Source organism: Streptomyces sp. NPDC054847 (assembly GCF_053610925.1).
In genome coordinates this window covers 1-13507 of the sequence record NZ_JBSGZJ010000038.1, presented here as the reverse complement: position 1 = coordinate 13507, position 13507 = coordinate 1, and the positions used below count along the sequence as shown (strand labels likewise).

The 13507-nt window shown below is 71.5% G+C and carries 7 protein-coding genes; 4 read left to right on the top strand and 3 right to left on the bottom strand.

All coding sequences use genetic code 11. The features are described from left to right. Positions 1 to 34: 34 nt before the first annotated feature. Positions 35 to 4468 carry an HAD-IC family P-type ATPase gene (locus ACWGH4_RS07195; RefSeq protein WP_453456748.1) on the bottom strand — a complete coding sequence of 1478 codons (4434 nt, stop codon included), beginning with the start codon at positions 4466 to 4468 and terminating at the stop codon, positions 35 to 37. 557 nt (positions 4469 to 5025) lie between these two features. Between ACWGH4_RS07195 and ACWGH4_RS07190 the strand changes: the two genes are divergently transcribed. Further along, entirely contained in the window at positions 5026 to 5439 is a 414-nt protein-coding gene (locus tag ACWGH4_RS07190; protein WP_453456794.1) for a CBS domain-containing protein, read from the top strand. 60 nt (positions 5440 to 5499) lie between these two features. Here ACWGH4_RS07190 and ACWGH4_RS07185 read toward each other — a convergent pair whose 3' ends face one another. Continuing rightward, positions 5500 to 7029, bottom strand: coding sequence for a UDP-N-acetylglucosamine 1-carboxyvinyltransferase (locus tag ACWGH4_RS07185; protein WP_441264863.1), 1530 nt, complete (start codon positions 7027 to 7029; stop codon positions 5500 to 5502). Between the two features lie 258 nt (positions 7030 to 7287). Here ACWGH4_RS07185 and ACWGH4_RS07180 point away from each other — a divergent pair, with 258 nt between their 5' ends. Further along, complete coding sequence (locus tag ACWGH4_RS07180) at positions 7288 to 8580, top strand: sensor histidine kinase (RefSeq protein WP_453456745.1); 1293 nt, start codon at positions 7288 to 7290, stop codon at positions 8578 to 8580. Next, positions 8580 to 9212, top strand: coding sequence for a response regulator (locus ACWGH4_RS07175; RefSeq protein WP_453456791.1), 633 nt, complete (start codon positions 8580 to 8582; stop codon positions 9210 to 9212). Before ACWGH4_RS07180 ends, ACWGH4_RS07175 begins: the two co-directional genes overlap by 1 nt. 23 nt (positions 9213 to 9235) lie before the next feature. Here the strand turns inward: ACWGH4_RS07175 and ACWGH4_RS07170 are convergent, their stop codons facing one another. After that, positions 9236 to 10462: a DUF418 domain-containing protein gene (locus ACWGH4_RS07170; protein WP_453456742.1), complete on the bottom strand. Its 1227-nt coding sequence runs from the start codon at positions 10460 to 10462 to the stop codon at positions 9236 to 9238. A gap of 304 nt (positions 10463 to 10766) precedes the next feature. Between ACWGH4_RS07170 and acnA the strand changes: the two genes are divergently transcribed. Beyond that, positions 10767 to 13484, top strand: a complete 2718-nt coding sequence (gene acnA, locus ACWGH4_RS07165) for an aconitate hydratase AcnA (protein WP_453456739.1) — start codon at positions 10767 to 10769, stop codon at positions 13482 to 13484. The last annotated feature ends 23 nt before the right edge of the window (positions 13485 to 13507 follow it).

Below are 13507 nucleotides of genomic sequence, written 5' to 3'. Positions count from 1 at the left end.
CCCGGCACCTTCCCCGCAGCCCTGAGCCGGCGGATCACCCGTTGTCGCCCGGTGCGAGACGGGAGATGACCCACGGCGCGAGGAAGTGGCCGAGGAGAGTGGCACTGGCGACGGCGCCGAAGGTGATGCCCCAGGCGACGGGCCCGAGCGGGGTGCAGCCGAAGAACTGGCTGACGCCGGGGACCTGGATGATGGCGACGAGGACGGCCGCGGAGCCGAGCCCGGCCACCAGCACGTTCCGGTCGGTGCCGCCGGTGGTGAGGGTCTGAGCGAGCTGGGTGCCGACGACGGCGGCGAGGGCCACGGTGGCCGCGCGCCGCCCGCGGCCCGTGAGACGGGCCGCCGTCCACGCGAGGCCGGCGCCGAGGGCCGTGACGATGCCGCGGGCCAGCATCTCGTGGGTGAGGGCGGTGCCCAGTGAGCGGTGGGGTCCCTCGGCGAGGAGGCGCTCGCCGGACTGGCCGGACGGCTCACGCACCGCGATGGCGAGGGACGGGGCGAGGTCGGTGAGCAGGTTCACCAGCATGATTTGACGTGCGTTCAGCGGCGTGGCGCCGGTGATCGCGGAGGTGAGGACGCTGAAGGTGACCTCGCCGAGGTTCCCGCCGATGAGGATGGCGAGCGCCGCACGGACGGAGGTCCACATGGCGCGGCCCTCCATGAGCGCGGAGACGATCGTCTCCAGCCGGTCGTCGGTCACGACGAGGTCCGCGGCCGCGGTCGCCGCCGGGGTGCCCCGGCGCCCGAGCGCGATGCCGACGTCGGCGAGGCGGATGGCGGGTGCGTCGTTCGCCCCGTCGCCGGTCATGGCCACGACTCTGCCGATGCGCTGGTAGGCCTGGACGATCCTCACCTTGTGACCGGGGCTGCAGCGCGCGATGACGTCGACGGTGGGCAGCAGCTCGTCCAGGGCGGCGTCGTCCAGCTCGTCGATCTCCGGGCCCGTGCAGACCTTCGGCTGCGTGACGTCGCCACTGATGGTGGAGGCGATGGCGTCCGCGGTGGCCGGGTGGTCGCCGGTGAGCATGACGGTGTGCACGTCGGCCTCGCGCAGCCGGGCCGTCGCGGGCGCCGCGCTGTCGCGCACCGGATCGGCGAGTGTGACGAAGCCGAGGAAGACCAGCTCCTGCACGGCTTCGTCCGTGAGCTCCTCACCGGTCTCCATGCGGCGTTCCGCCACGGCCAGGACCCTTCGGCCCGCCGCGGCGAGGTCCTCGGCCGCTCCGGCGAGGGCGCTCCTGGCCGCGTCGTCGAGGGCCACGGCACCGTGCGGCTGCCGACGCCGGGTGCATCGGTCGACGACGTTCTCCGGCGCTCCCTTCACGCTGAGCAGAACACCGCCGCCGGCGTGGCCGACGGTGGCGTGGTAGGCCCTGGCCGGCTCGAAGGGAAGGGTGTCCGTCCGCCGCCAACGGGGCGCGCCGGTGCGGGTGGTGACGTTCGCCCGGCGAGCGCCGTCCACGATGGCCCGGTCGGTCCGATGGGCCATCGGTTCGGCCTGACGGGCGGGCGGCGTGGCACGCAGCGCCGCGGCGAGCACGTCCTTGTGGCGGTTGTCGAGCCGGTCGAGGGCGGCGGCGTCTTCGCCGTGACTGACGCCGGAGAGCTCCAGGGTTCCCTCGGTCAGCGTCCCGGTCTTGTCGAAGCAGAGGACGTCGGCCCTGCCCAGCGCCTCGATCGTGCGGGGATTGCGCACGAGGGCGCCCCGGTCGGCCAGGCGGCGCGCGGCGGCGAGCTGAGCGGCGTTGACGAGGAAGGGCAGACCTTCGGGGACGGAGGCGACGGCCAGGTTGACGGCGGAGGCGAGATTGTCGGTCAGGGGGCGGCCGTGGAGGAGGCCGGAGAGGGCGACGGCGGCGGCGGACCCCAGGGCGATGGGCATGCTGGCGCGGGTGAGCGAGGACAGCCGGGCCTCCACGCCCGTTTCCGGTGCGGCCTGGCGGGCGGTGGCGAGACTGCGTCCCGCTTCCGTCGCCGAGCCGGTCGCCACGACGACGGCGACGGCTCGTCCGGCGGAGACGGTCGTGCCCTCGTAGAGCATCGAGCGGCGTCCGGTGATGTGCGCTGCGACCACCGGCGCGGGATCTTTGCTCACGGCCAGGGATTCCCCGGTGAGCGAGGACTCGTCGACCTCGAGGCCTTCCGCCTCCAGCAGCCGGCAGTCCGCGGGCACCACGAAGTCGGGCCTCAGAGAGACGATGTCGCCGGGGACGAGATCCCCCGAGGCGACCAGACGCTCCCGCCCCTCGCGTCGCACACGCGCCCCGATGGCCGACCGGGCGAAGAGCTCGGCGAGCGCGTGATCCGTCCGCACGCGCTGGACGCCGCCGACCAGTGCGGAGACGCTGGTGATGGCGGCGACCAGAGCGGCGTCGGTCCGGGACCCCACGGCCGCCGCGAGAGCGGCGCCGGCGGCGAGGATCGGGGTGAGCGGATTGGAGAGCTCTTCGACGAACGCGTACGGCAAGGTCAGCTTCGTCGGCTCGCCCGCGTGCGCCTCGGGGCTGCGAGCGGCCGCCTCCTGCACGGAGAGGCCCTCCGCGCGCGTTCCCAGCCGCTCCATGACGCGCTCCGCGGGCATGAGGTGCCAGGGGACGTGGGTCACCGGCGGCGTGAAGGGACGGCTCAGCAACTGCCGGGCGCGCCAGGTGCCGAGGCAGAAGGCCACGGCCCCGGCCGTGTTGCTCACGGCGAGTGCCCGCGAGGTCGCCCGCCAGGCCGGTCCCTGGAGGGCGGCGACGGCGCCGACCCCGCTCCCTCCGGCGGCCAGGTAGTGGCTGTCGCGGTCGACCACGGCGGCCACCCCTACCGCGTCGACGATCAAGCCCGCCGCCTCGAGGTCCGCCCCGACCAGAACGTGGGCGCCCCACGGGGTGTGCGCGTCCTCGCGTTGCACGCCGATCGCACAGTCGGCCGCGGCGAGCGCGCGGCGGTCACCGGAGATCAGCAGAACGACCGCGCCCTCGGCCTGGAGGTCACGGACCGAGGCCGCCAGGCGGTCGCCCGCCGGCACTACAGCGTCGGCGAACGTCAGGCCGGGGCTTTCCTGGTCGGAAGCGACCACGACCCGCGCCCCGGCCCGTCGCGCCGCCGCGGCGACGGCCTCGGCTCCGGGCGCCGACTCGGTGCCCAGTCCCGCCACCGCCTGGAGCCGACGGCCCTGAGCCAGCCCGAGGGTCTTCTCGCTGCCCCGCCGCCGCAGCCGTTTCGCCGCCTTGCCACCGCTCCGCCCTTCGAGGTCCAGCTCGTCCAGCGGCCCCAGCACCCAGTCGCCCGCGCGACTGACGGCCAGCGGCGTATCGGAGTCGAAGAGCGCGAACAGCCGCTCGGAGACCTGCTCGGGATCAGCGCCCTCCAGCAGCTCCAGGTCCACCGGCTCGTACCGGTCCCCCCGAAGAGCGTTTTCCTCCAGGACGATGGTGTCCACCTGGCCCAGGCGTCGCAGCGCGGTGCGGTCCATCGTCACGACACCGCGCAGGGCCAGGTACCGGCCCAGAGCCGTGGCGAAGCCCTCACGCCCCGCGCCGGGCGCCTTCGGCACCGAGGCCAGACCGACCGCGATCGCCTTACGGAGGCCGGCGAACGGCAAGGCGGCCGTACCGGCTGCGAGGCCCGCCGCCATCGACCGCTCGGCGTACCGGTCGGCGCCGTCCTGCGGCGCCGGGCCCGCCCGGCCGGCCGTGACCGCGTCGGCGGCGGCTTCTTCCGGCCCACGGACCAGCAGGGCCTCCCGCTCGCGCCACGCCGTGCGTTCGGCGTCCGCCTCCCGCCACACCGCCAGACGTTGCAGCACGTCCAGGGCGAGCCCTCCACCACCCGTGGCGACACCCTGCACCAGCGCGCCGATCACCGAAAGCAGCGAATCGACCTGCTCACTCGGGCCGATGCCCTCGACCAGGTGCCGAAGCCGGGGATGCTGGCGAACGGCGTCGATGACACCGGCGACCTCCGGCGGCAGGCCGAGCCAGGGAGCGAGCCGCCGGAACGTCACCAGGGCCAGGCCCAGCGTGTCCGCCACCAGGGCCGGCACCGCCGGGGAAGGCGGACCCTCCGCGGGGTGGTGCGGCTCCGGCTGCCACTCGTCGAACGCCTCCGCGTCCGCGGCATGGTCGCCTTCGGCCTGCTCGACCAGCGCGACGAGCTCACTCTCGGGGGGAGCAGGCGACGCGACCGCGACGATCACCCGCTCCATGGGCGCGTTCACCCGCGCCCACAGCACCCCCGGATGCCCCTCCACGGCTCGCTCCACACGACGGGCGACGGCCTCGCCTCCCTCACCGTGGACCCCGCAGACGGCGATGTAACAGCGCTCGGACGACCACCACACCTCACGGCCGGGCCCGGCCAGAAGACCTTCGGCCATTCCCCAGGCGGCCCGGGCACCGGACGCCGCGCGAGAAGCGACGCCGGAGACGATCGAACGCAGGAACGGCGGCGTTCCGAGGGCCGAGGCATGCTCCGGCGGCATGAGGCGTGCCTCCTCGCATCAGAGCGGTCGGTGCGGATGAACCTTCAGAGGCAGTCTCATTGAAGCTCATGAAAGGGGCGATACGGGATAGACCTATTGATAAGGGTTCCAGAAGTCCTGATCGAACAGTCGAGGCGATACCAGTGACCTCCACACCCCGAACTCACTTCCCGTCCGGCACCGGAACGGCCGCCCCCGGCGAGCGCCTTGCCGGGCCCCCTTCCGAGGCCGCCCCACCCCCGTCGGCGGCGAAGCAGCGCACGGCCTCCCTGACCATGCCCTCGCCCGGCCAGGTGGCAAGCGGCGCACTGAACGCCGCGATGCTCCCCGTCGCCGTGGCCCGCCAGGTCCTGCCCGCCAAGAAGGGCCTCCCGCTCTACCTCGGCCTGGGCGTCCTCGGGGCCGCGGACGTACTGGAATGGCCCGTCGCCCTGGGGATCGGGGTCGGTTACGCCGTGCTGCGCCGGGGCGACGGCGACGGCGTTCTCGGCACCCCGCCGGCCACCACCGCAGGCGCACCCACCGAGTCCGCCGGGAACAAGGAGGAGAAGTCCACGATGACGACCGCACGCGAGATCATGACCCCGGACGCCACCTGCATCGGCGCCGAGGAGACCGCCCTGGACGCGGCGAAGAAGATGACCGAACTCGGCATCGGAGCCCTGCCCATCTGCGGCACCGACGACAAGCTCAAGGGCATGCTCACCGACCGCGACATCGTCGTGAAGGTTCTGGGTGCCGGTGATGATCCCGCCCGGGTGAAGGCCGGCGACCTCGCCCAGGGGGAAGTGGTGACCATCGGCGCCGACGACGAAGCGGAAGAGATCCTGCGGACGATGAGCCGGCACAAGGTGCGCCGGCTTCCGGTCATCGACGGCCACACGCTGGTCGGGATCGTCGCCCAGGCCGACGTGGCACGGGCCCTGCCCGACCCCAAGGTCGGCGACCTGCTCGAGGCCATCTCGACCTGACCCGCATGACGACGCACCCCCCTTCCGCCGGGCAGAAGGGGGGTGCGGGGGACTCGTCCGTCAGATGTCGCGGAAGATCTCGATCTGCGCGCCCACGGAGTTGAGCCGCTCGGCCAGGTCCTCGTAGCCGCGGTTGATCACGTAGACGTTGCGCAGCACCGACGTGCCCTCGGCGGCCATCATCGCCAGCAGGACGACCACCGCCGGGCGCAGCGCGGGCGGGCACATCATCTCGGCGGCGCGCCAGCGCGTCGGGCCCTCCACCAGGACGCGGTGCGGGTCGAGGAGTTGGAGGCGGCCGCCGAGGCGGTTGAGGTCCGTCAGGTAGATGGCCCGGTTGTCGTAGACCCAGTCGTGGATCAGGGTCTGGCCCTGGGCGACGGCCGCGATCGCCGCGAAGAACGGCACGTTGTCGATGTTCAGGCCGGGGAACGGCATGGGGTGGATCTTGTCGATGGGCGCCTCGAGCTTGGAGGGCCGCACCGTCAGGTCCACCAGCCGGGTGCGCCCGTTGTCCGCGGCGTACTCCGGGGTGCGGTCGTGGTCGAGGCCCATCTCCTCGAGTACCGAGAGCTCGATCTCGAGGAACTCGATCGGCACCCGGCGGATCGTCAGCTCTGACTCGGTGACGACGGCGGCGGCCAGCAGGCTCATCGCCTCGACCGGGTCCTCCGAGGGGGAGTAGTCGACGTCGACGTCGATGTTCGGGACGCCGTGCACGGTCAGTGTCGTCGAGCCGACGCCCTCGACCTTGACGCCGAGCGCCTCCAGGAAGAAGCACAGGTCCTGGACCATGTAGTTGGAGGAGGCGTTGCGGATGACGGTGACGCCGTCGTACCTGGCGGCGGCCAGCAGCGCGTTCTCGGTCACGGTGTCGCCGCGCTCGGTCAGCACGATGGGGCGGCTGGGGGAGACGGAGCGGTCCACCACCGCGTGGTAGATGCCCTCCGTCGCCGTGATGTCCAGGCCGAAGCGGCGCAGGGCGATCATGTGCGGCTCGATGGTCCGCGTCCCGAGGTCGCAGCCGCCGGCGTACGGCAGGCGGAAGTTGTCCATCCGGTGCAGCAGGGGGCCGAGGAACATGATGATGGACCGGGTCCGGCGGGCGGCCTCCACGTCCATCGCGTCCATGTCGAAGCCGGCCGGCGGGACGATCTCCAGGTCGTGTCCGTCGTTGATCCAACGGGTCCGCACGCCGATGGAGTTGAGGACCTCCAGCAGCCGGTAGACCTCTTCGATCCGGGCGACGCGGCGCAGCACCGTGCGGCCGCTGTTGAGCAGCGAACCGCAGAGAAGTGCCACGCAGGCGTTCTTGCTCGTCTTTACGTCGATGGAGCCGGAGAGCCGGCGCCCGCCGACCACGCGCAGATGCATCGGACCGGCGTAACCGAGAGAGACGATTTCGCTGTCGAGCGCTTCGCCGATGCGAGCGATCATCTCAAGGCTGATGTTCTGATTGCCGCGCTCGATGCGGTTCACCGCGCTCTGGCTGGTGCCGAGTGCTTCGGCGAGCTGCGTCTGTGTCCAGCCACGATGCTGTCGGGCGTCACGGATGAGCTTGCCGATACGTACGAGGTAGTCGTCTGACATGTCGGTGAGGCTATCTCACATATGAGATGACGTCGCATCGGGGGTCCGCTGTTCGGGTGACACCCTGTCAAGCGCAGAGTCTGTCTCGATGGTGAGCCCCTCGCCGGTCGTCGGCAACCGGAAGACGGTCGCACGCGTGAGAGGAATAGGCGGAAATGCCCGATGAATCAGGACAAATGGAAGGTAGGGCAGGCCCTACCTCCGTTGTCCGCCTGGGCGGATGGCTGCGGCCGGGCCCCGGCTTCTACGGTGATCGGCATGCGTCTCCTCAGCGTGCGGCAGGCTCTCGCGCACCCTCGTTACCTGCTCTCCGCATGGCCCTGGCGGGCGGCCGGTTATCTGCTCAGCAGTGCGCCGGTCGGCCTCGCCGTGCTCGTGGTGCTGCTCGTGGGCATCGCCGTCGGCGGGGTGCTCGCGGTGGTTCTCGTCGGGCTGCCACTGCTCGTCGTGCTGGCGCTCTCCGGGCTGCCGGTGGCGGCTCTCGAACGGCGCAGGCTCCGGCTCGTCGACAGCAGGCCGGTCCGCAGCCCCCACCGGCCGCCGGACGGGCCCGGGCCGGTGGTGTGGGCGCGTACCCGTTTCCGTGAGCCGGCGACCTGGCGGGAGCTGGGCTTCGCGCTGGTCCTCGCGACCGTGCTGTGGCCGCTGGACCTGCTGGTGGCCGTGGTCGTGCTCGGCGTGCCGCTGGGACTGCTGGGCGCACCGCTGCTGATGGCCACGGTGGGCGGGGGCGAGGAGGTGCGGGTGCTCAAGCTGTGGCTGGCGACCTCGTGGCCGCAGGCGTTCGCCGCCGCGGCCGTGGGACTGCTGCTGCTCGCGGTGAGCGGCTACGTCCTCGGCGCCTTCGCCGCCGGGCGCGCCGAGCTGACCCGGGTCCTCCTCGTGCCCGCGGACCCCGAGCGGCAGGAGCGGGTCGCCGAACTGGTCCGCTCCAGGGTCCGGTTGGTGGACGCCTTCGAGGCGGAGCGGCGCCGGATCGAACGCGACCTCCACGACGGCGCCCAGCAGCGCCTGGTGGCTCTCTCCATGGCCCTCGGACTCGCGCGCCTCGACGCGCCGCCCGGTCCGCTCGCCGACCAGCTCGCCAAGGCGCACGACGAGGCGGGCAGGGCGCTGGCCGAACTGCGCGACCTGATCCACGGCATCCACCCCAAGGTTCTCGCCGACCACGGCCTCGGGGCGGCCGTCGCCGACGCCGCCGACCGGTCCGCCGTCCCGGTGGACGTCACCCTCGACCTCCCGGACCGGCTGCCGGAGGCCGTCGAGGCCGCCGCGTACTTCGTGGTCTGCGAGGCCCTCGCGAACATCGGCAGACACAGCGGGGCGAGCCGCGCCGAGGTCACCGGCCGCCACGACGGCGGCCTGCTGGCTCTCGAAGTGCGCGACGACGGCAGGGGAGGAGCCGACGCGGGGCGGGGCAGCGGCCTGACCGGACTCGCGGACCGGGTGTCCGTGCTCGATGGCACAATCTCCCTGTCCAGCCCGCCCGGTGGACCGACCCTGCTGCGTGTGGAGATCCCTTGCGAGTGGAGGACCGAGCACTGCGCGTAGTGCTGGCCGAGGACAGCGTGCTGCTCAGGGAGGGGCTCATCGCCCTGCTGGCCCGCTTCGGACACGAGGTCGTCGCCGCGGTGGGCGACGCCGGCGCACTGCTGACCGCGGTCGCGGAACACACGCCGGACATCGTCGTCACCGACGTCCGGATGCCGCCCGGCTTCCAGGACGAGGGGATGAAGGCGGCGGTGCGGCTGCGGACCGAGCGTCCGTCCCTGCCCGTGCTCGTGCTCAGCCAGTACGTCCAGCGCACGTACGCCTCCGAGCTGCTCGACTCGGGGGACGGCTCCGGTGTCGGCTATCTCCTGAAGGACCGGGTGGGCCAGGTCGAGGAGTTCCACGCCGCGCTCCAGGAGGTCGCCTCCGGCGGGACGGTCGTCGACCCGGAGGTGGTACGTCAGCTGATCCGCCGCCGCCGCGACCCGCTGGAGCGGCTGACACCGCGCGAGCGGGAGGTGCTGGGCCTGGTCGCCGAGGGGAAGTCCAACAACGCGATCGCCCGCCAACTGGTCGTCTCCGAGGCGGCCGTGGGCAAGCACATCGGCTCCATCCTGGCCAAACTCGACCTGCCGCCGGCGGAGGAGACGCACCGCCGGGTGCTCGCCGTCCTCACGTACCTGCGCGCTTGACACCGGCTCGTCCAGAACCTGCGTCACGGGATCAGGCGGGCGGGCATCGTGAGCGCGTGCATCAGGTACTCCAGAGGCCCGCGCCTGAAGAAGCGGGTCCACACGAGGGCGAAGAGCATGGCTGCCGCGGCGAAGCAGAGGAGGACCGGCAAGGCGGCGGAGTCCGGCAGGTCACGGGGGTCCAGCACTTCGATGGCGACGATGTGGCCGACGTACACGGTCAGCGCGATCGATCCGACCGCGCTGACGGGCGTGGCGACCCATCGCAGACGCGCCGACCGGCCCGTGCCGATGAGACAGGCGGCCACCACCGCCAGGGCCACGCCGGTGTTGGCCAGAACGGACAGCGTCGTCTGGCTGTGCGGGGAGGCCACCACAAGCCATGCCGGCACGCCGGGGACGGGGTCCGCGCCCACGGCGCCGGACCACCAGGCCGATGCCGCGGCCCCGGTGCCCGAGGCTTCCCGCACCCCCTCCAGTGCCCCCGGAACAAGGTGCAGGGCCAGCCATGATCCGCCGTACCCGACGACGGCCAGCACGCCACCGAGCAGTCCCACCCTGCCCACGACGCCCGGCCGCCGAAGGTCCAGTCGGGCCACCGCCATCCCCGCGACGATGAGCGGCAGCCAGGTCAGGACGGGGTAGGCGCCCGTGACGAACAGCTCGAGGAGTCCGTCCGAATCGGTGGCGCGGGCCAGCGGGTCGTGGGCGACGAGCGTGTCCGCCCAGCTTCCTTCGTCGACCGCTGCCCGCAGCAGATAGAGGACGTGGGGCAGGACGAGTGCCGATGCCGCGGCGATCGCGCCCAGAGTGGCAGCCCTGAGCCGGTACAGCGGAAGGGCGAGGACGAAGAGCACGCCGTAGTAGGACAGGATCACCAGGACATGGGTGTCGAGGGCGGTGAGGACGTAGCCCAGAGCGATCAGGAAGAGGGAGCGGATCAGGACCTTGCCCACCGCTTGCCGCCCTGCCCGCCCGGTTCTCGGCCGCGGCCGGCCGGTGAGGATGACCAGCGTGAAGCCGGCCAGCACGGCGAACAGGCTCGCCGAACGCCCTCGGGCCGCCTCCATCGCCCAGCCCACGGCGCCGCCCACCGACGGATCAGGCCCGAGGTGCGCGGAGTACATGCCCAGGATCGCCAGCCCCCGGGCCAGATCCAGACCGACCAGCCGTCCTGTCGAGGACGTGTAAGGCGGCCCGGCCGGCGCAGGTGTCCCGGGTGCGATGTCCGGCGATGCGTCGCGCCTCATACGTTCCACGGTCGAGGGAACTGCCGGGTTCCACCATCCGGCGCGTGCCCGCCCACGAAACGCCGGACGACCGGGTTCGCCGGCCGGACGCCTCGACGGGGACGAGGGCGGTCAGGGGGTGTCCCGGCATGACCCCGCAGCGGTCATGTACTAGAGTTATCTCGACATCGAGATATCTGCCGAAGGCGTACCGCAAGCCGCCAGTCGGTAAGGGTTACCTAACTAAGCCTTACCTTAGCGGATCGGCGAGGAGCCGTGGCGGCAGCATTGAGGTAGTACGCGCATATTGATGAAGGAGACTGTCGTGTCGGCGAACAGCTTCGACGCCCGCAGCACGCTGCAGGTGGGCGACGAGTCGTACGAGATCTTCAGGCTGGACAAGGTCGAGGGCGCCGCGCGCCTTCCCTACAGCCTCAAGGTCCTGCTGGAGAACCTGCTCCGCACCGAGGACGGCGCGAACATCACCGCCGACCACATCCGGGCGCTCGGCACCTGGGACTCCCAGGCGCAGCCCAGCCAGGAGATCCAGTTCACGCCGGCCCGCGTGATCATGCAGGACTTCACCGGTGTTCCCTGTGTCGTCGACCTCGCCACCATGCGTGAGGCCGTCAAGGAGCTCGGCGGCGACCCGGCCAAGATCAACCCGCTGGCCCCGGCCGAGCTGGTCATCGACCACTCGGTCATCGCCGACAAGTTCGGCACGGCGGACGCCTTCGGCCAGAACGTGGAGCTCGAGTACGGCCGCAACAAGGAGCGTTACCAGTTCCTGCGCTGGGGCCAGACCGCGTTCGACGAGTTCAAGGTCGTCCCGCCCGGCACCGGCATCGTCCACCAGGTGAACATCGAGCACCTGGCCCGTACCGTCATGGTCCGGAACGGCCAGGCGTACCCCGACACCCTCGTCGGCACCGACTCGCACACCACCATGGTCAACGGCCTCGGTGTGCTCGGCTGGGGCGTCGGCGGCATCGAGGCCGAGGCCGCGATGCTCGGCCAGCCGGTCTCCATGCTCATCCCGCGCGTCGTGGGCTTCAAGCTGACCGGTGAGCTCAAGCCCGGCACCACCGCCACCGACCTGGTGCTCACGATCACCGAGATGCTGCGCAAGCACGGTGTCGTCGGCAAGTTCGTCGAGTTCTACGGCGAGGGCGTCGCCGCCACGTCGCTGGCCAACCGCGCCACCATCGGCAACATGTCGCCGGAGTTCGGCTCCACCGCCGCGATCTTCCCGATCGACGACGAGACCCTGAGCTACCTCAAGCTGACCGGCCGCTCCGAGCAGCAGGTCGCGCTCGTCGAGGCGTACGCCAAGGAGCAGGGCCTCTGGCTCGACCCGGCCGCCGAGCCCGACTTCTCCGAGAAGCTCGAGCTCGACCTCTCCACGGTCGTCCCCTCCATCGCCGGCCCGAAGCGTCCGCAGGACCGCATCGTCCTGGCCGACGCCGCCCAGCAGTTCGTCCAGGACGTCCGCAACTACGTGGACGACGACATGGAGGCGAGCAAGGAGTCCTTCCCGGCCTCCGACGCCCCGGCGAACACGCCGAACGGCGGACCGTCGAAGCCGGTCACCGTCACCGCCCCCGACGGTTCGACCTACGAGATCGACCACGGCGCCGTCACCGTCGCCGCGATCACCTCCTGCACCAACACCTCGAACCCGTACGTCATGGTCGCCGCCGCGCTGGTGGCGAAGAAGGCGGTCGAGAAGGGCCTGACCCGCAAGCCGTGGGTCAAGACCACCCTCGCCCCGGGCTCCAAGGTCGTCACCGACTACTTCGACAAGGCGGGCCTGACCCCCTACCTCGACAAGGTCGGCTTCAACCTGGTCGGTTACGGCTGCACCACCTGCATCGGCAACTCCGGCCCGCTGCCGGACGAGGTCTCCAAGGCCGTCAACGACCACGACCTGGCCGTCACGTCGGTGCTCTCCGGCAACCGCAACTTCGAGGGCCGGATCAACCCCGACGTCAAGATGAACTACCTGGCGTCCCCGCCGCTGGTCGTCGCGTACGCCCTCGCCGGCTCCATGAAGGTGGACATCACCAAGGACGCCCTGGGCATCGACCAGGACGGCAAGCCGGTCTACCTGAAGGACATCTGGCCGACCGAGGCCGAGGTCAACGACGTCGTCGCCAACGCCATCGGCGAGGACATGTTCAACAAGTCCTACGCCGACGTCTTCGCGGGCGACGCCCAGTGGCAGGCCCTGTCGATCCCGACCGGCAACACCTTCGAGTGGGACCCGCAGTCCACCTACGTGCGCAAGCCCCCGTACTTCGAGGGCATGACGATGGAGACGACCCCGGTCGCCGACATCTCCGGCGCCCGTGTGCTGGCGAAGCTGGGCGACTCGGTCACCACCGACCACATCTCCCCGGCCGGTGCCATCAAGGCCGACACCCCGGCCGGCAAGTACCTCACGGAGCACGGTGTCGAGCGCCGTGACTTCAACAGCTACGGCTCGCGCCGCGGCAACCACGAGGTCATGATCCGCGGCACCTTCGCCAACATCCGTCTGCGCAACCAGATCGCGCCGGGCACCGAGGGCGGCTACACCCGCGACTTCACCCAGGACGGCGGTCCGGTGTCGTTCATCTACGACGCCTCGCAGAACTACCAGGCCGCCGGCACCCCGCTGGTGATCCTTGCCGGCAAGGAGTACGGCTCAGGTTCGTCCCGCGACTGGGCCGCCAAGGGCACCGCGCTGCTCGGCGTCAAGGCCGTCATCGCCGAGTCGTACGAGCGCATCCACCGCTCGAACCTCATCGGCATGGGCGTCCTGCCGCTGCAGTTCCCGGAGGGCGGCTCCGCCGACTCCCTCGGCCTGACCGGTGAGGAGACCTTCTCCATCTCCGGCGTCACCGCGCTGAACGACGGCACCACGCCGCGCACGGTCAAGGTGACCACCGACTCGGGCGTGGAGTTCGACGCGGTCGTCCGCATCGACACCCCGGGTGAGGCGGACTACTACCGCAACGGCGGCATCATGCAGTACGTCCTGCGGAACCTCATTCGTGGATAGGCCCTAGTCGCCCGGTCCAAGGG